Annotated in this window: 16 protein-coding genes; 2 read left to right on the forward strand and 14 right to left on the reverse strand. The window is 65.4% G+C overall.

Features of this window, described 5'->3' with window-relative positions; all coding sequences use genetic code 11:
* Positions 1–84: 84 nt before the first annotated feature.
* The 9 genes from ccoS to fnrL all read right to left on the reverse strand — a co-directional run bounded on the left by ccoS (position 85) and on the right by fnrL (position 9,195).
* The gene (gene ccoS / locus PVW48_RS16320) at positions 85–243 is read right to left on the reverse strand and encodes a cbb3-type cytochrome oxidase assembly protein CcoS (RefSeq protein WP_012177346.1); all 159 of its coding nucleotides are present in this window, start codon (positions 241–243) and stop codon (positions 85–87) included.
* A gap of 4 nt (positions 244–247) precedes the next feature.
* Positions 248–2,437: a heavy metal translocating P-type ATPase gene (locus PVW48_RS16325; RefSeq protein WP_274582076.1), complete on the reverse strand. Its 2,190-nt coding sequence runs from the start codon at positions 2,435–2,437 to the stop codon at positions 248–250.
* Between the two features lies 1 nt (position 2,438).
* The gene (locus PVW48_RS16330; protein WP_274582077.1) at positions 2,439–2,906 is read right to left on the reverse strand and encodes a FixH family protein; all 468 of its coding nucleotides are present in this window, start codon (positions 2,904–2,906) and stop codon (positions 2,439–2,441) included.
* The gene (ccoG, locus tag PVW48_RS16335) at positions 2,903–4,345 is read right to left on the reverse strand and encodes a cytochrome c oxidase accessory protein CcoG (RefSeq protein WP_274582078.1); all 1,443 of its coding nucleotides are present in this window, start codon (positions 4,343–4,345) and stop codon (positions 2,903–2,905) included. The genes PVW48_RS16330 and ccoG overlap by 4 nt, the downstream gene beginning before the upstream one ends.
* A gap of 315 nt (positions 4,346–4,660) precedes the next feature.
* Positions 4,661–5,524 carry a cytochrome-c oxidase, cbb3-type subunit III gene (ccoP, locus tag PVW48_RS16340; protein WP_274582079.1) on the reverse strand — a complete coding sequence of 288 codons (864 nt, stop codon included), beginning with the start codon at positions 5,522–5,524 and terminating at the stop codon, positions 4,661–4,663.
* Positions 5,521–5,754, reverse strand: a complete 234-nt coding sequence (locus PVW48_RS16345) for a cbb3-type cytochrome c oxidase subunit 3 (RefSeq protein ID WP_012177341.1) — start codon at positions 5,752–5,754, stop codon at positions 5,521–5,523. The genes ccoP and PVW48_RS16345 overlap by 4 nt, the downstream gene beginning before the upstream one ends.
* Positions 5,755–5,766: 12 nt before the next feature.
* The gene (ccoO, locus tag PVW48_RS16350) at positions 5,767–6,492 is read right to left on the reverse strand and encodes a cytochrome-c oxidase, cbb3-type subunit II (RefSeq protein ID WP_012177340.1); all 726 of its coding nucleotides are present in this window, start codon (positions 6,490–6,492) and stop codon (positions 5,767–5,769) included.
* A gap of 14 nt (positions 6,493–6,506) precedes the next feature.
* Positions 6,507–8,108, reverse strand: coding sequence for a cytochrome-c oxidase, cbb3-type subunit I (gene ccoN / locus PVW48_RS16355; protein ID WP_012177339.1), 1,602 nt, complete (start codon positions 8,106–8,108; stop codon positions 6,507–6,509).
* A gap of 337 nt (positions 8,109–8,445) precedes the next feature.
* Positions 8,446–9,195, reverse strand: a complete 750-nt coding sequence (gene fnrL, locus PVW48_RS16360) for a transcriptional regulator FnrL (protein WP_012177338.1) — start codon at positions 9,193–9,195, stop codon at positions 8,446–8,448.
* Positions 9,196–9,247: 52 nt separating this feature from the next.
* Here fnrL and hemN point away from each other — a divergent pair, with 52 nt between their 5' ends.
* Positions 9,248–10,609 (forward strand): oxygen-independent coproporphyrinogen III oxidase, encoded by a 1,362-nt coding sequence (gene hemN / locus PVW48_RS16365; RefSeq protein WP_274582080.1) that lies wholly within the window; start codon positions 9,248–9,250, stop codon positions 10,607–10,609.
* 177 nt (positions 10,610–10,786) lie between these two features.
* Here the strand turns inward: hemN and PVW48_RS16370 are convergent, their stop codons facing one another.
* The 5 genes from PVW48_RS16370 to PVW48_RS16390 form a co-directional block, all read right to left on the reverse strand.
* Positions 10,787–12,388 carry an ABC transporter ATP-binding protein gene (locus tag PVW48_RS16370; protein ID WP_012177336.1) on the reverse strand — a complete coding sequence of 534 codons (1,602 nt, stop codon included), beginning with the start codon at positions 12,386–12,388 and terminating at the stop codon, positions 10,787–10,789.
* Positions 12,385–13,563 (reverse strand): ABC transporter permease, encoded by a 1,179-nt coding sequence (locus tag PVW48_RS16375; protein WP_274582081.1) that lies wholly within the window; start codon positions 13,561–13,563, stop codon positions 12,385–12,387. The genes PVW48_RS16370 and PVW48_RS16375 overlap by 4 nt, the downstream gene beginning before the upstream one ends.
* A gap of 1 nt (position 13,564) precedes the next feature.
* Entirely contained in the window at positions 13,565–14,662 is a 1,098-nt protein-coding gene (locus PVW48_RS16380) for a microcin C ABC transporter permease YejB (protein ID WP_274582083.1), read from the reverse strand.
* A 3-nt stretch (positions 14,663–14,665) separates the two neighbouring features.
* Positions 14,666–16,567, reverse strand: a complete 1,902-nt coding sequence (locus PVW48_RS16385) for an extracellular solute-binding protein (protein ID WP_274582084.1) — start codon at positions 16,565–16,567, stop codon at positions 14,666–14,668.
* Positions 16,568–16,817: 250 nt separating this feature from the next.
* Positions 16,818–17,342: a c-type cytochrome gene (locus PVW48_RS16390; RefSeq protein ID WP_274582085.1), complete on the reverse strand. Its 525-nt coding sequence runs from the start codon at positions 17,340–17,342 to the stop codon at positions 16,818–16,820.
* Between the two features lie 123 nt (positions 17,343–17,465).
* Between PVW48_RS16390 and PVW48_RS16395 the strand changes: the two genes are divergently transcribed.
* Positions 17,466–18,308, forward strand: coding sequence for a prephenate dehydratase (locus PVW48_RS16395; RefSeq protein ID WP_274582086.1), 843 nt, complete (start codon positions 17,466–17,468; stop codon positions 18,306–18,308).
* Positions 18,309–18,353 lie beyond the last annotated feature (45 nt).

Genomic DNA, 18,353 nt, shown 5'->3' on the forward strand with positions numbered 1-18,353 from the left:
GCACTGCCACTCACGGAGCGTACCGCCCCGTCGGGACCGAGGTCCTGGCGGGGCTTTTTTCTGCCTGGGCGTCGGGTGGGCGGATCAGTGCTTGGGGCGGTCGTCGAATTCGTCCGACAGGATGCGGTTGGCATCCCCGTCCGGGTCGTCGAACTGCCGCGACTTCACCATCCAGTAGAAGCCTGCAAGCCCGATCCCCCCCAGGGTGAGCGAGATCGGAATGAGATAGCTGAGAACTTCCATGGGCTCAGCGTACACGCAATGCGTTCAGACTGACAGTGATGGATGAGACCGACATGGCCAGCGCCGCGATCAGGGGCGTGGCGAGCCCCGCGATGGCCAGCGGCACGGCCACCACATTGTAGACGGTCGAAATGGTGAAATTCTCGCGGATCAGCTTGGTGGACTTGCGCGCGGTCTGCAGCATGTCGGCCAGCGGCGACAGGTCCTGGCCCAGCAGCACGATGTCCGACGCGACCCGGGCGGCGTCCAGCGCGCTGGCCGGCGAGACCGACGCATGGGCCGCGGCCAGGGCGGCGGTGTCGTTCAGCCCGTCGCCCACCATCAGCACCTTGTGCCCGGCCTCGCCGCGGGCGGTGACATGGGCGGCCTTTTCCTCGGGGCGGCACTCGGCGCGGTAGTCGGTGATCCCGAGCTCCCGGGCGACCCGCGCCACGGCCCCGGGCGCATCCCCGGACAGCAGGCTGACCTTCAGCCCGCGCGCCTGCAGGGCCGCCACGGCCTCCGCCGCGCCGGGGCGCAGGGCATCCTTGAACTCGAAGGCCACCGGCGCCGCCTGCCCGATCCGGAGCCAGGTCGCGGTCACGTCCCCCTGCGCGGCCCCGACCCAGTCGGCCCGCCCGAGGCGCACCGGCTGATCCTGCCAACGCCCCTCGACCCCGTAGCCGGGCACTTCGCGCAACTCGGTGACCTCTGCGCTGGCCCCACCTGCGTCGGTGGCGGCAATCGCCCGCGCCAGCGGGTGCGCGGACCCTTGCGCGAGCGCCCGGGCAACCGCAAGGTCCCGGGCCGCGATCCGGTCGGCATTCTCCAGAATCGGCTGGCCCAGGGTCAGGGTGCCGGTCTTGTCGAACACGACCTCGTCGACCTCGGCCAGACGCTCCAGCGCCGTGCCGCTCTTGATCAGCAGCCCGCGCCGGAACAGACGCCCGGAGGCCGCCGTGACCACCGCGGGCACCGCGAGGCCCAGCGCGCAGGGGCAGGTGATGATCAGAACCGCACTGGCGATGTTGAGCGACAGGCGCAGATCCATGGAATAGAGCATCCAGCCCAGCCCGGTCAGCGCCGCCAGGATATGCACGCCGGGCGCATAGAGCCCCGCCGCCTTGTCCGCGAGGGAGGTGTATTTCGACCGGGCGTTCTCGGCCACGGCCACGAGTTCGGCCATCCGGTGCAGGGAGCTGTCCTGCCCCGCCGCCGTCACCCGCAGGGTCAGTACCCCGGTCAGGTTCATCTCGCCCGCCGACACCGGCGTGTCGGGCGCCGCGTGAACCGGCAGGCTCTCTCCGGTCAGAAGCGACCGGTCCAGCTCGGACACCCCGTCCACGACCAGGCCATCGGCGGGCACGCGGGAGCCGGGCGTCACCCGGATCAGGTCGCCCACCGTCAGATCGGCCACCACGGTCTTCACCTCGGTGCCGCCCACCAGCTTGATCGCCCGGGGCACTTCCAGCGCGGCAAGCTCCTGCGCGGCCGAGCGGGCCGAGGCTCGGGTGCGGAAATCGAGATAGCGCCCCGCGAGCAGGAAGAAGGTCAGCGAGACCGCCGCGTCGAAATAGGCGTGCGCGCCGGAATTGGCGGTCTCGTAGAGCGACATGCCCACCGCCAGCAGGATCGCCAGCGAGATCGGCACATCCATGTTGAGCCGCCCGGCCTTCAGCGCGCGCCAGGAATTGGAAAAGAACGGCTGGGCGCAGAACCCGATGGTCGGGATCGCGATGGCGGCGGAGATCCAGTGGAACATGTCCCGGGTCGCGGCCTCGGCGCCGGACCAGACAGCCACCGACAGCAGCATGATGTTCATCATGGCAAAGCCGGACACCGCCAGCCGCATCAGCAGGTCACGGGCCGGACGGTCGGCCTCGGCATTGCCGAGTTGGCCGGGGTCGAGCTCGTAGGCCTCGAACCCCTTGTCGGTCAGAAGCTGCGCGAGCGCTTCGGGGGTGATCCCTTCCTCGGCGTCGATCAGAACCCGTTTGCGGGTCAGGTTGACCCGGGCCCCGACCACGCCGGGGGTTGCGTCCAGCAGGCGCTCGACCCCCGAGATACAGGACGCGCAATGGATCCCCGGCAGGCTGAGCACGATGCCCCCGCGCACGGGGCGCTTGCTCAGCTGCTCGGCCAGCGGCGCGGCCGCGCAGGCCGGGCAGGCGGAGTTGGCCGAGGGGCCGAGGCTATGCGCGCTCAGATCCGACATCTCATCCCTTCACGTAAAAGACCATGCGCTGCCTGAACTGCGTGCCGTCCTCGGCCTGGGCCACGAGACGGATGTTCCAGTTGCCCCCGTCCAGGTCGACCGGCGCGGTGAAGTCGCGGCCGGTCCAGCGGAAGGGCGGCGTCTGGTCGTCGCGGACATGGGTGGACCGGCCGAGCGTGACGCTGAGCAGCTCCGCGCGCACGGGCTGGCCCTGCCTGTCGGTGAAGACCAGGTGCAGCACCCCGTCGTCGAGCCGCACATCGGTGGTCCAGCCCAATGCCTGTTGAGAGGCGCGGTTCTTGTCGAAATTCTGGCTGGCGACGTAGCTGTTCTTGACCTCCAGGCCGGGGAAGGTGCCGATCGCGTTATAGGCCATGGTCAGGTTGACGGTGATGATCACCCCGAACGCGCCCAGCATGACCATCAGCATGTGACGCCCGGTGAATTCCTTTTCCTGCGACTTGCTCATTGGCTGCCCTTTCCGTTGAATACAGTGTCCTTGTAGGCGCGCTCGCCCGTCGAGAGGTCCTCCACCCAGAGGCGGAATTCCGTGCGGTGGTTTTCGACCGCGTCCGAGCCGCGCGGGCCGATCACGTAGACGCGCGACAACTGGGTGCTGTCGGCGGGGACCATGACCCAGTTGGTGTCCGACCCCTCGATGTCGAGCATCAGCTCCGCGGCGGCGGGATCCTGCGCCTCGACGGTCAGGTCGAAACGCCGGTCCTCGCCATGCTTGTTGAGCAGGCGCACCTCGTAGGTGTTGCGGATGTCGCCATTGGCGAGGGTCACGAAGGTCGGGTTGCGCACGGGGGCGACGGTCATCTCGATATCCGAGCGCAAGAAGAGCGCGACGACCAGACCGACGCCCACCCCGGCCCAGAGCACGGTATAGAGGAGGGTGCGCGGGCGCAGGATGTGCTGCCACGGGCGCCGCCCGGTCTTGCCCGACCTCTCCAGGGTTTCGTCGGACAGGGCGAGGTAATCGATCAGGCCCCGGGGCTTGCCGATCTTCTCCATGATGTCGTCGCAGGCGTCGATGCACAGGCCGCAGGTGATGCACTCCATCTGCTGGCCGTTGCGGATGTCGATCCCCATGGGACAGACATTCACGCAGGCCATGCAGTCGATGCAGTCGCCCTTTTCCTCCGCGCCCTCGGCCTTGCGATGCTTGCCGCGCGGCTCCCCGCGCCAGTCGCGATAGCCGATGGTGAGGGTGTCCTCGTCCATCATCGCGGCCTGGATGCGCGGCCAAGGGCAGGCATAGATGCAGATCTGCTCCCGCGCGAAGCCGCCGAACACGAAGGTCGTCGCCGTCAGGATGGCGATGGTGGTATAGGCCACCGGGTGCGCGCTGAAGGTCACAAGGTCGCGCAGCAGGGTCGGCGCATCGGTGAAATAGAACACCCAGGCGCCGCCCGTGGCCACGGCAATGACCAACCAGATGGTCCACTTGGTCAGCCTCAGCCGCAGCTTGCGCGCGCTCATGGGCGCGCGGTGCAGGCGCAGCCGGTTGTTGCGATCGCCCTCGATCCAGCGCTCCACCGCGATGAACAGGTCCGTCCAGACCGTCTGCGGGCAGGCATAGCCGCACCAGACGCGGCCCATGGCCGAGGTGAACAGGAACAGCCCCAGCCCGGCCATGATCAGCAAGCCGGCCACGAAATAGAATTCGTGCGGCCAGATCTCGATCACGAAGAAATAGAAACGGCGGTTCGCCAGGTCGACCAGCACCGCCTGGTCCGGCAGGTTCGGCCCCCGGTCCCAGCGGATCCACGGGGTGATGTAGTACACCCCGAGCGTGACCAGCATGATCCACCACTTCAAACTGCGGAACGTGCCTTTCACCCGGCGCGGAAAGATCGGCTCGCGCGGAGCATAGAGCGACTTCGGCTCTTCAACGGATGACACAGTGCGACTCCTGAACGTAAAGCTTAGTATAGCATTTGGCTTTTTTGCCGGGCCTCTACATTGACCTGAGTCAAACGGGGCGCAGTCTGCGGGTCCATCGGGCACTGTGACGCGCGGTCCGGAAAACAAGGGCTCTCCGCGCTGCGACACAGTGCGCGCCGGGCCCGTCTGACCCCCGGTGCGCGCGTGGGGCCGGCCGCGGCGGACCGCGCTCCCCGGAAAAGGCACACCGCCCCTCGAATATGCGCGAACAGGTCGAGGAGCGGCGCCGGGACCAGACCGCCTCAGGGCGATCCGGGTGTTTGTTCGGAGGGGTTACTCCCCGCCGCCCAACTGGTGGACATAGGTGGCCACGGCGGCCACATCGGCCTCGGAGAGCCGGTCGATCCAGCTCGGCATCACGCCGAAGCGGGAGTAGCGCACGGTCTCCTCGATGGTGGCCGCGTCCCCGCCATAGAGCCAGATCGCGTCCGTGAGGTTCGGCGCCCCGCCATAGATGTCGCCGGTGCCGTCCTCCATGTGACAGGCCGCGCAATTGTCGAGATAGACCGGCTCGCCCGCCGCCACCAGGGTGGCATCGGTTTCCGTGCCCGACAGGCTCATGACATACTGCACCACCGATGCGATCTCTTCATCCGACAGGATCTCGTCGAACGCCGTCATCTCGGACCAGCGGGCATCCGGATCGTTCTCGTTCCGGATCCCGTGGGCGATCGTGTGACGGATATCCTCGATCGACCCACCCCAGAGCCAGGCATTGTCCAGCAGGTTGGGATAGCCGACCGCCCCCGCAGCCCCCGAGCCGTGGCACTGTGCGCACCAGGTCCGGAACACCGCAGCCCCGCCGGAGACCGCGTAGCTGTAAAGCTCTTCGTTCTCGGGCAGCGTGGTCAGGTCCGCCGAGGCCAGCTGCGTGTCGAGCTCCGCATTCGCGGCCTCGAACAGGGCAATCTCCTGGGCGACCTCGGCCCGGGTGGAATACCCCAGAAGCCCGGGCGTCGCGCCCTTGATCAGGGGCCAGGCCGGATAGGCGATGGTGTAGAGGATCGCCCACACGATGGTGGCGTAGAAGGTCCACAACCACCAGCGCGGCATCGGGTTGTCGTATTCTTCGATCCCGTCCCACGAATGTCCCGTGGTGGGTGGTTCCTTCTGGTGGTCGTCGGGTTTGTTACTCATAGCCGCGCCTCCTTGAACTGGGCGATCCGCTCGCTGACCTCTGGCAGGCCGGAAGGGCGGTCCGTGGCGGGTTTATCCTCGTGACGGAATGGGATGTTGGCCACATCCTTGTGTGTCGCCTTGCTGCCCGGCCGGAGGGCCCAGAGGACCACTCCGACGAACACGCTGAACAGGAACACCAGGGTGAAGTTGTCCTTGACCTGTTGAAGGATCGTAACTGTCTCTTCCATGAGGCGTCCTCCTTAGCGACTTGCATCGGCCTGGAAGGTCGAGAAATCGACCAGCGTGCCAAGCATCTGCAGATAGGCGATGAGCGCATCCATTTCGGTCAACTCGGGCTGACCGTCGAAGTTCCGCGTCTGGGCCTTGGGATAGCGGGCGACCAGGTCGTCCCAGTCCCCGTCCGGATCGGCCTGCACCAGGAAGTCGGCCCGGGCGGAGGCGATCATCTCGTCCGTGTAGGGCACGCCCACCATGCGGTGGGTTTCCAGCAGGTCCTGGATGTATTTTCCATCCAGTTCCCGATCCATCAGGAAGGCGTATTTCGGCATCACCGACTCCGGCACGACCGACTGCGGATCGATCAGGTGATCCACATGCCAGTCATCCGAGTACCGGCCGCCCACCCGGGCCAGGTCCGGCCCCGTCCGCTTGGACCCCCACTGGAACGGGTGGTCGTACATCGACTCCGCCGCCAGCGAGTAGTGGCCGTAACGCTCCACCTCGTCCCGCATGGGCCGGATCATCTGCGAATGGCAGACATAGCAGCCCTCGCGGATGTAGATCTCCCGGCCCGTCAGCTCCAGCGGGGAGTAGGGGCGCATGCCCTCCACATCCTCGATGGTATTCTCCAGGTAGAACAGCGGCGCGATTTCGACGATCCCGCCGACCGTCACGACGAGGAAGCTGAACACCAGCAACAGCGTCGCGTTCTTTTCGAGGACCTTGTGCTTGTCAAGAATTGCCATTTTCTGGTCCCTCCTTATTCAGCGGGGGTCGCGACAGCCGCGGGAGACTTCTTCTCCGAGCCGCGGGTGACGGTCCACCACAGGTTGAGACACATGATGATTGCACCGGCCAGGTAGAGCACCCCGCCCAGACCGCGCACCACATACATCGGGAACTTGGCGGAGACGGTGTCGGCGAAGGAGTTCACGAGGAAGCCCTGCGCATCCACTTCGCGCCACATCAGGCCCTCCATGATGCCCGTGACCCACATGGCCGAGGCATAGAGGACGATCCCGATGGTCGCGAGCCAGAAGTGCCAGCTGACCAGGGTCAGGCTGTAGAGCTTCTCGCGGTTCCACAGGCGCGGCACCAGGAAGTAGAGCGCGCCGAAGGTGATCATGCCGTTCCAGCCCAGCGCCCCGGAGTGCACGTGACCGATGGTCCAGTCCGTGTAGTGGCTCAGGGAGTTGACCGCGCGGATCGACATCATCGGGCCTTCAAAGGTCGACATGCCGTAGAAGCCGATCGAGATCACCATCATCCGGATCACCGGGTCGGTGCGCAGCTTGTCCCAGGCGCCAGAGAGCGTCATCAGCCCGTTGATCATGCCACCCCAGCTGGGCATCCACAGCACGATCGAGAATACCATGCCGAGGGTCGAGGCCCAGTCCGGCAGCGCGGTGTAATGCAGGTGGTGCGGACCGGCCCAGATATACAGGAAGATCAGCGCCCAGAAGTGGATGATCGACAGCTTGTAGCTGAAGACCGGCCGCTCGGCCTGCTTGGGCACGAAGTAGTACATCATGCCCAGGAAACCCGCGGTCAGGAAGAAGCCCACCGCGTTATGGCCGTACCACCACTGCATCATCGCGTCCTGCACACCCGAGAACAGCTGCACAGAGCGCGAGCCGAAGATCGACACCGGGATCGACAGGTTGTTGCCGAGATGGAGCATCGCCACCGTGACGATGAAGCTCAGCAAGAACCAGTTGGCCACGTAGATGTGCTTTTCCTTGCGGTTCATGATCGTGCCGAGGAACACCGCCAGGTAGGCCACCCAGACAACGGTCAGCCAGATATCCACGTACCACTCGGGCTCGGCGTATTCCTTGGACTGGGTCGCGCCCAGCAGGTAGCCCGTCGCCGCCAGGACGATGAACAGGTTGTAGCCCCAGAAAACGAACCAGGCGAGATTGCCACCCCAGAGACGTGCCGCAGAGGTGCGCTGCACGATGTAGAAAGATGTGCAAATCAGGGCGTTGCCCCCAAACGCGAAAATCACCGCACTGGTGTGCAGCGGTCTCAGGCGCCCGAAATTTGCATATCCTTCCGCCCAGGCGAAGTTGAGTTGCGGGTAGGCGAGCTGGAACGCGATGAACGTGCCCGCGAGGAACCCCACAACCCCCCAGAAGGCGGTCGCCACGACGCCGTACCGCACGACATCGTCCATGTATTCACTGGTATTGACTGTCTTTGGTTCGTCGACCTTGCGCACCTGCCAGAGGAACATCCCCCCGGCGATGAGCATGATCAAGACAGCGTGGACCTGATAGGCCAGATCGCGGGCATAGTTGGCAGCGATTGCAGCTGCCAGAGCGACCAGACCAAGCAGTACGATTTTAACGTAATCCCACATTGATCGTCCCTTCGTTTTCCGTACGTGTGACCGACTCGCGGGACACCTCGGCGTTAATTATGGGGTTTTCATGCGGGTTTCCGGGAAGAGGCTCATTGATCCATGTCAAAGAGCGCGGCGGGGACCGAAAAAGACCTGCGCACAGACATGCGTACTTTAGTCGTAGAAACGGAATTCGGTTGTTTTTCAGGGGTTTTGAAGGGTCGCCCCCACCCCGCGATGCAACGCGATCGCCCAAGGCGCCCCGAACGCGCAGCGTGCCACAGATGCAGCCGGGCCGCATGACGCTACGGGAACAAACAGGGAATCAGCGGAGCGACACGCCCCCTCCGGCCGGTCAGACCAGCGGGCCACCATCGGCGTCATCGCCGGTTTCGTCCATCAGCCGGAAGAAATCCGGAATGGTCACTTCGCGCTTGCCGCGCAGCTCGATCACGCCGTCGCGCTTGAGCGCCGAGACCTGCCGCGACACGGTCTCCAGCGTCAGGCCGAGGTAATCGGCCATGGCCTCCCGGGTCATCGGCAACTCGAAGGTGAAGGCACTTCTGTGGTCGTGCTGGGCAATGGCGGCGTTGCGCCGGGCGATGATCGCGATCAGGCTGGCGATCTTCTCGCGCGCGGTCTTGCGCCCCAGCAGCAGCATCCACTCCCGCGCCGCGTCCAGCTCGTCGAGGGTCATTTCCAGCAATCGCTGGGCGATATGGGGCGTGGTGTTCATCATCTGCTCGAACGGACCGCGGCGGAAACAGCACAAGGTCACGGCCGTGCTCGCAGTCACGTCGTAGCTTGCGATGGTACGCCCGGGCCGACCCAGGAAATCCGAAGGCAGCAGAAGCCCGACCATCTGGCGCCGCCCGTCCTCCATGGTCTGGCTGAGCGAGGCGATCCCGTCGACCACGGAGGCCACGAAATTCAACTCATCCCCCGCCCAGACGATGGTCTGTCCCGCCTCGAAATCGCGGTAGTACTTCATGCTTTCCAGCAATTCCATCTCGTCGGTCTCGCACCGCGCGCAGACAGCACGGTAGCGGATCGGGCAATCGCTACAGTCTTTACTGATTTGAATGGCTTGGCTGGTGGCCGGCATTGGATTGATCTGGGTCAAGGACGCGTATGCGCAGATACCTCACCGTAGTCGCATGACACCCAAAACGCAACTTGCGCGCTACGGGCTTTTTGACGCTCGCGTTCCACGGTACACGAGCTATCCCACGGCGACCCATTTCTCGCAGGCCACCCGGCCAAGGGATTTCACGGCCTGGATCCAGGCGATCCCCCCGGGGAGCGAGATTTCCCTCTACGCGCATGTGCCGTTTTGTCGCCGCCTGTGCTGGTTCTGCGCCTGCCGCACCCAAGGCACCCAGAGCGACGCACCGGTGCGCGCCTATGTCGATACCCTGCTGGCCGAGATCGCCCTGCTGCGCGCGGCGCTGCCCGAAGGCGTCCGCCTGTCGCGCATCCATTGGGGGGGCGGCACACCGACCCTGCTCGCGCCGGACCTGGTGACGCGGCTGGCCGAGGCGATGTTCGCCCTAGCGCCCACCACCGACCGGGCGGAATTCTCGGTCGAGATCGACCCGAACGAGATCGACACCGCCCGCCTCGACGCGCTGGCCGCCGCGGGCATGAACCGCGCCTCGATCGGGGTGCAGGATTTCGACCCGGACATCCAGAAGGCGATCGGACGCGAACAGCGATTCGAAGTGACCGAGGCGGTGGTGATGGACCTGCGCGACCGCGGCATCCGAAGCCTGAACACCGACATCCTTTATGGCCTGCCCTTCCAGACACCGGTGAAGATCACCGAGTCGGTACAGAAGCTGCTGTCGCTGCAACCGGACCGGGTCGCCCTCTATGGCTACGCCCATGTGCCCTGGATGGCCCGGCGCCAGAACCTGATCCCGAACGAGGCGCTGCCCACCCCGGAGGCCCGGCTCGACCTGTTCGAAACCGCCCGCCGCCTGTTCCGCTGGGACAACTACGCCGAGATCGGTATCGACCATTTCGCGCACCAGGGAGACGGGCTCGCCGTGGCCGCCGCCGAACGGCGCCTGCATCGGAATTTCCAGGGCTACACGGACGATTCCGCAACCGTTCTGATCGGCCTCGGCGCCTCGGCGATCTCGCGCTTCCCGCAAGGCTACGCCCAGAACGCCAGCGGCACCGCCCAGTACCAGAAGGCCATCCGCGCAGGCGGCTTCGCCACGGTGCGGGGCCACGACTTTGCCGGGGACGATGCGATGCGGGCGCGAATGATCGAGATGATCATGTGCGATTTCGCCGTGGATGGCCGGGAACTGGTCCGCGTGTTCAAGGTGCCCGAGGCCCGGATCACCGCCCTGTTCCGCGCCGCACAAGAGCAATTCGGCGGTATGGTCGAGCTCGACAGCGGGGCACTCAGCTTCCGTATCCCCCCCGATGCACGCCCCCTGACCCGGATGATTGCAAGGGCCTTCGACCGCTACGAGGCCCCGGCAGGCAGCCACTCGGTCGCCACCTGACCGCAGCTGACGCGCGCCTCAGTTGCGTCCCGCGCATCGGGGATGCGCCCGAACCTTTCTCAAGTCTGGAAATATCCGGGGGAGAGCGCGAGAGGGGCTGGCCCCTCTCGCCCCGGGCGACGTGCGCAGCACGGCGCAAAACCTCCCCGCCCCGCCCGCAAAGTCACGCGTGCCGCCTCAGGCCGCACCACGATCCATGAACGCCGCCGCCAGCAACTGCTTGGTATAGTCCGACCGGGGCCGCTCGAAGATCTGCCGGCCCTCGCCCATCTCCACCACGTCACCCTGGCGCATCACGATCACCTTGTGGCTCAGCGCGCGCACCACCTTCAGGTCGTGAGAGATGAAGATATAGGCCAGCCCGTATTTCCGCTGCAACGCGCGCAGAAGCTCCACGATCTGGACCTGCACCGTCATGTCGAGCGCCGAGGTCGGCTCGTCCAGAACCACCAGCTTGGGCCGCAGGATCATGGCGCGCGCAATCGCGATCCGCTGCCGCTGCCCGCCGGAAAACTCGTGCGGATAGCGGTCCATCATGGCCGGGTCGAGGCCCACTTCCACCAGGATCTCCGCCACCATCCGGCGCGGGTCGGCCCCCGGCTCCAGCCCGTGCACCCCCAGCCCCTCGGCGATGATCTGGGCGATGGTCATGCGCGGGCTGAGGCTCCCGTAAGGGTCCTGGAACACCACCTGCATGTCCTTGCGCAACCGGCGCAGGTCGCGGGATTTCCAGCCCTGGATGTTCTCGCCCGCATAGACGATCCGCCCCTCCGACGAGATCAGCCGCAGGATGGCGAGCGCCAGCGTGGTCTTGCCCGACCCGCTCTCGCCGACCACGCCCAGGGTCTCGCCCGCGCGCACGTTCAGCGTCGCGTTGTTGACCGCCTTCACATGGCCCACCGTGCGCCGCAGGATGCCGCGCTGGATCGGAAACCACACCTTCAGGCTGTCGGTCTCGGCCACCACGGGCGCGTCCTCGGGCACCGGGTCGGGCTGGCCCGACGGCTCCGCCGCCAGTAGCTTGCGGGTATAGGGATGCTGCGGGTTGGCGAAGATCTCCGCCGTGGGGCCGGTCTCGACGATCTCGCCGCCCTGCATCACGCAGACCCGGTCCGCGATCCGCCGCACGATGGTCAGGTCATGGGTGATGAACAGCAGGCTCATCCCCTCTGCCTCTTTCAGATCCGCCAGCAGATCGAGGATCTGCGCCTGGATCGTCACGTCGAGCGCCGTGGTCGGCTCGTCCGCGATCAGCAAATCCGGCCCGTTGGCCAGCGCCATGGCGATCATCACCCGCTGGCGCTGCCCACCGGAGAGCTGGTGCGGATACGCCCCCAACCGGCTTTCGGCATCGCGGATCCCGACCTTTTCCAGCAACTCGATCACTCGCGCCCGGGCCGCGTCCCCGGTGAGCCCCTGATGGAGCGTCAGGCTCTCGGTGATCTGCTTCTCCAGAGGGTGCAGCGGGTTGAGCGAGGTCATCGGCTCCTGGAAGATGAAGCTGACATCGTTGCCGCGCACCCGGCGCAAGTCCCGCTCCGGCGCGCCGACCATCTCGGTCCCGGCATAGGTGATGGATCCCGACACCTCCGCCGAATCCGGCAGCAGCGACACGGTGCTGAGCGCGGTCACCGACTTTCCCGACCCGCTCTCGCCCACCAGGGCCACGGTCTCGCCCTGGGCCACGTCGAAGCTCACGCCCTTCACGGCCTCGGTGACTTGCCCGTCCTGGCGGAAGCCCACGCGCAGGTTGCGCACCTGCAGAACCGCATCGCTCATGAGAAGGTCTTTCTGGGGTCGAACGCGTCGCGGATGCCCTCGAAGACGAAGACCATGAGCGACAGCATGATCGCGAAGGTGAAGAACGCCGTGAAGCCCAGCCAGGGCGCCTGCAGGTTCTGTTTCGCCTGGAGCGTCAGCTCGCCCAGCGACGGCGCTGAAGACGGCAGGCCGAAGCCCAGAAAGTCGAGCGTGGCCAGCGAGGCGACCGTGCCCGTGACGATGAAGGGCAGCATGGTGACCGTGGCCACCATCGCGTTGGGCAGCACATGGCGGAACATGATCACCACGTTCGAAACGCCCAGCGCTCGCGCCGCGCGCACGTATTCGAAGTTCCGCGCCCGCAGGAATTCCGCCCGCACCACGCCGACAAGGGCCGTCCAGCCGAACAGCACCATCAGGAACACCAAGAGCCAGAAGTTCATCTGGAAGATCGCGGCGACGATGATGATGATATAAAGGCTCGGCGTCGCGCCCCACAGCTCGATGATCCGCTGGAACAAGAGGTCCGTGAGCCCGCCGAAATACCCCTGCACCGCCCCCGCCGCGATCCCGATCACCGAGGTCAGGAACGTCACCACCAGCGCGAAGGCCACCGACAACCGAAAGCCGTAGATCACCCGCGCCAGCACATCGCGCGCGGTGTCGTCCGTGCCGAGCCAGTGATTGGCATCGGGCGCGGACGGTGCCGTGCCCTGGATGTCGTTGATCGTGTCGAAGCTGTAGGGGATCAGCGGCCAGAGCAGCCAGCCCATCTCGATCTCCTGCCCCAGCACCTCGCCGTCCTGCGCATCCTCGATGATCCCCTCCGGGTCGTCGAAGCAGTCCTCGAGCCCGCCCGATATGATCAGGCATTGCACTTCCGCATCGCGGTAGACGGCCTCGGTGCGGAAATCTCCGCCGAACGCGGTCTCGGGATAGAATTGCGCTACAGGGAAGTGCCACTCACCCTGGTAGCTGACGATGATCGGCTTGTCGTTGGCGATCAGTTCCGCAAACAGCGACAAAACGAACAGCGTCCCGAAAATGATCAGCGACCAGTAGGCCCGCCGGTTCGCCTTGAAATTCCGCCAGCGCCGCTGGCCCAGGGGCGACAGGCCGAAGCGCTTCTTCTCTTCGGGCACATAGACCGGCGGGGCGGCCGGATCGGGGCGGGTCTCTTCGGCCAGTGCCATCTCAGGTCTCCCGCGTCGCGAAGTCGATGCGCGGATCGATCCACACATACATCAGGTCCGACACCAGCCCCATCAACAGCCCGATCAACCCGAACACGAACAGCGTGCCGAAGATCACCGGGTAATCCCGCGCCACCGCCGCCTCGAACCCGAGCCGCCCGAGCCCGTCGAGGCTGAAGATCGTCTCGATGATCAGCGAGCCGCCGAAGAACACCGACACGAACACCGCCGGGAAGCCCGCGATCACGATCAGCATCGCGTTGCGGAACACATGGCCGTAAAGCACCTGGCGCTCGCCCAGCCCCTTGGCCTTTGCGGTGATCACGTATTGCTTCTTGATCTCGTCCAGAAAGCTGTTCTTGGTCAGCAAGGTCAGCGTCGCGAAGGCCGAGATGGTCGAGGCCAGCACCGGCAGCGTGATGTGCCACAGGTAATCGCCGACCTTGCCCAGCGCGCTGAGTTCGTCGAAATTGTCCGAGGTCAGGCCGCGCAGCGGGAAGATCTGGAAATACGACCCACCCGCGAACAACACCAGCAACAGGATCGCGAACAGGAACCCGGGGATCGCATAGGCCACGATAATCAGCCCGGAGGTCCAGGTATCGAAGCTCGACCCGTCGCGTACCGCCTTGCGAATGCCCAGCGGGATCGACACGAGATACGCGATCAGCGTCGACCACAGGCCCAGCGTGATCGACACAGGCATCTTCTCGATCACCAGATCGACAACGCTGATCGAGCGGAAATAGCTCTCACCGAAGTCGAACCGCATGTAGTCCCACATCATGTTGAAGAACCGGATATGGGGCGGCTTGTCGAAGCCGAACTGCGCCTCTAGCTCTGCGATGAACTCCGGTGGCAGGCCACGCGACCCGAGATAGCGGTCGTCGCCTGCCGAGGCCGCACCCGCACCCACATCCCCGCCTGCATCCCCGCCCCCGGCGATGTTCTGGAACACATCCCCGCCGCCGTCGAGTTGCGCCAGAACCTGTTCCACCGGGCCGCCGGGGACGAACTGGGTCAGCGCGAAGTTGATCAGCATGATGCCGAACAACGTGGGGATGATCAGCGCCAGGCGGCGCAGGATATAGGCGCCCATGGGTTAGAGCGCGCCCTTCGCGCGCAGGGCCTCGGCCTTTTCGGCGTTGAACCACCAGAAATCCAGATTGCCGAGCGCATAGGGCGGCAGGGTCTCGGGATGCTCGTACATGTCGTAGTAAGCCACCGTATGGGTGTTCTTGTTCCACTGCGGCACCCAAAACTTCTCGGCCCGCAACACCCGGTCCAGCGCATGGACCGATGTCGTCAACTCCTCGTTGCTCTCGGCGCCAAGCACCACCTCGATCAGCCGGTCCACGGCCTCCGATTGCAGGCCCATCTTGTTGAAGGTCGAGGTATCCGCCGTCTCGGACCCGAAATACTGCCGCAGGCTGCTGCCGGGGATGTACTGGGTTGCCATGATCGTGGTCACCAGGTCGAAATCATAGGAGGGGGGGCGCTCGCGCAGGGTCATCTGCGCATTGTCGATCCGGGTGTGGCGGGCATCGACGCCCAGCCGCTTGAGGTTCTCGACATACGGATTGATCACCCGGTCGAAGGTCTGGCTGTCATTGAGGAACTCGACGCTCAGCGTCTGGCCATTCTTGCGGCGCAACCCGTCATCGCCCACTTCCCAGCCCGCCTCGTCCAGCAAGGCCGACGCCGCCCGCAGGTTGCCCCGATCCAGCTGCCGCGTGCCCGAGCGCGGGAAGCTGAACGGCTCGGAGGTCAGAATCTCCGGCGCGAGCAGCCCCTCGTCCACCAGCGGTTGCAGGATCGCGATCTCCGCCTCGGTCGGCAGGCCCGTCGCCTCCAGCTCGGAATTGTCCCAGAAACTGTCCACATAGTCGTAGATGCCGTAAAACAGCGTCTCGTTGGACCACTCGAAGTTGAACATCATGCCCAGCGCCTCGCGGACGCGGGGGTCCTGAAACTGCGGGCGGCGCAGGTTGAACACCCAGGCCTGCCCCGTGGCCTTGGACCCGTTGGGCAATTCCGCCTTGATGACCGACCCTTCCTGGATCGCGGGGAAGTCATAGCCCGTCGCCCAGATCTTGGACGACGCCTCGTTCCGGAAAGTATAGGTGCCGCCCTTGAACCCCTCGAAGGCCGCGTTGTAATCGGCATAATACTCGATCCGGATCGCGTCGAAATTGTTCCGGCCCAGGTTGATCGGCAATTCCGCGCCCCAGTAGTCCGGGTTGCGCTCATAGACCACCGTCTGGCCCACATCCATCCGGCCCAGCACATACGGGCCCGAGCCCACCAGCGGCTCCAGGGATGTCTCTTCGAAGTCCCGGTCGTTCGCGGTGTAGAAATCCTCGGAAAACACCGGCAGCGCGCCCACGTCCGAGATCAGGTCGCGGGTGGGAATGCCCTCCTTGAACACGAAGCGAACCGTGCGGTCGTCCAAGGCCTCGGCGCTCTCGACCTTCTGGGCCAGCTGCGCCCGGAAGGACGGCAGGCCCTTGGTCAGCAGGATCTCGTAGGAAAACACCACGTCTTGCGCGGTCAGGGGCGTGCCGTCGGAAAACGTGATGCCCTCGCGCAAGGTGAAGGTCACTTCCGAGCGGTCCTCGGGATAGGTCAGGCTCTCACACAGCAGGCAATAGGCCGCGCCGATCTCGTCCGCCGTGCCGGTGAGCAGGCTTTCGAAGAACACGTTGGACAGGCCCGCCGCGCGGCCCTTGAGCGTGTAGGGGTTCATCGAATCGAACGACCCGAAGGCCCAGACCGACATCTCGCCGCCCTTGGGCGCGTCCGGGTTCACATAGTCCAGATGCGGAAAATCGGCAGGGTATTTCAGTTCGCCGAAGGTCGAGATGCCGTGGGAGGTGATCATGTCCGCCCGCACGGGCAGCGCCGCCAGCGCAAGCGCCATGCCGAGCGCCAGACCGCTCAGGGTCGGGCCGTATCGGCGGGTGATCCAGGGTCTGTCGGCTGCTCGCACCTGTGGCTTTCGCATGAATGTCCTCCTGAACCTCTTGGGTAACCCGGCGCGCGACGCGGCCACGCGCCCAGTGCTTCAAGCTAAAGAGCGACCGCCCCGTCTTTCAAGCCTGCATCACTCCATTTCACGAGGAAGTATGCCGCCGCGAGCAAAAAACAAAAAATCAGCCCCGTGTCGGAGCCGAAATCGACGCGACCGGGCGCGCGGACCACCCATGAAAAAGGCCGCCCGAAGGCGGCCCCGAATTGCGATCCGACAGATCCGCTTACTGGTAGGTCGCCAGATAGGCGATCAGGTTCGCGCGGTCCTCGACATCGGGCATGCCGCGATAGGCCATCTTGGTGCCCGGCGCATATTCGCGCGGGTTCTCGAGAAACGCGCTGATGTTCTCGGGCGTCCATGCACCGTCCTGGGACAGCAGCGCGTCGGAATAGGCATAGCCATCGGCCGCGTGCTTGGGCCGGTCGACGATACCGTGCAGGTAGGGGCCCACGCCATTGGCGCCCGCCTCCAGCTTGTGGCAGGCCTGGCACTGACGCCACAGGCGCTCGCCCGCGCCCGCATCGGCGGCGGCGTAAACTTCGGCGAATGGCAGTTCGACGACCTCTTCGGCTTCGGCGGCAGCCTCTTCTTCTTCGCCCGTGTCGATCACGTAGGCCTGGTTCTCACCGGCTTTCGGACCGCCATAGGTGCCGTACAGGATGCTGGACGCCCACGTGCCCAACAGGAACACGAGGAGTGCTCCACAAAAGCCACCCACAATCTTCGTCATCGTCATTGTGTCGAACATGTTGCTTCCACTCGCTGCAAGTTTGAGGCGGTAACTATGGCTTCCCCTCCCCGAGGGCAAGGTATAGAAACCGCGACCAAACGCCCGACCGTTCAGAGGTCAAACGTCGAGCAGAGGCCCGCCATGACATTGAAAATCGCGTTCCAGGGAGAACCGGGCGCCTACTCGCACCAGGCCTGCCACGACGCCCGCCCCGATGCAGAGGCCGTGCCCTGCCGCACCTTCGAGGATGTGTTCGCCGCCGTGCATGACGGCAGTTGCGATCTGGGCATGCTCCCGGTGGAGAACTCGACCTATGGCCGCGTGGCCGATATCCACCGGCTGCTGCCCGAAAGCGGCCTGCATATCATCGAGGAAGCCTTCGTGCGCGTGCATATCAACCTGCTCGCCGTGCCAGGCGCCAAGCTCGGCGATATCCGCACCGCCCAGAGCCACACGGTCCTGCTGGGCCAGTGCCGGTCCTTCCTGCGCGCCCATGACATCCAGCCCGTGACCGGCGCCGATACGGCGGGCTCGGCCATGCATGTCGCGCAGGAGGGCAACCCGGCCCATGCCGCGCTGGCCTCGGAACTGGCCGGCGAGATCTACGGGCTCGACGTGCTGGCCCGCCATATCGAGGACCAGGACAACAACACCACCCGCTTCCTGATCATGACGCCGGAGCTGGACCTCACCCGGCGGGGGCCCGGCAAGATGATCACCTCCTTCGTGTTCCAGGTCCGTAACATCCCCGCCGCCCTCTACAAGGCGATGGGCGGGTTCGCGACCAACGGCGTGAACATGACCAAGCTGGAAAGCTACATGGTCGGCGGGTCCTTCACCGCGACCCAGTTCTACGCCGATATCGAAGGCCACCCGGACGACGCCAATGTCAGGCGGGCGCTCGACGAGCTGGGCTATTTCACCTCGCATCTGGAAATCCTCGGTGTCTACCCGGCCGACCCGCGGCGCGACGAGACCGCCTGAGGCCGCGCCCGCAGGCCGGGGGGGTCACCCCGCCCCGCCCTGCGC

It is taken from the genome of Dinoroseobacter sp. PD6 (assembly GCF_028807315.1).
Classification (GTDB): domain Bacteria; phylum Pseudomonadota; class Alphaproteobacteria; order Rhodobacterales; family Rhodobacteraceae; genus Dinoroseobacter; species Dinoroseobacter shibae.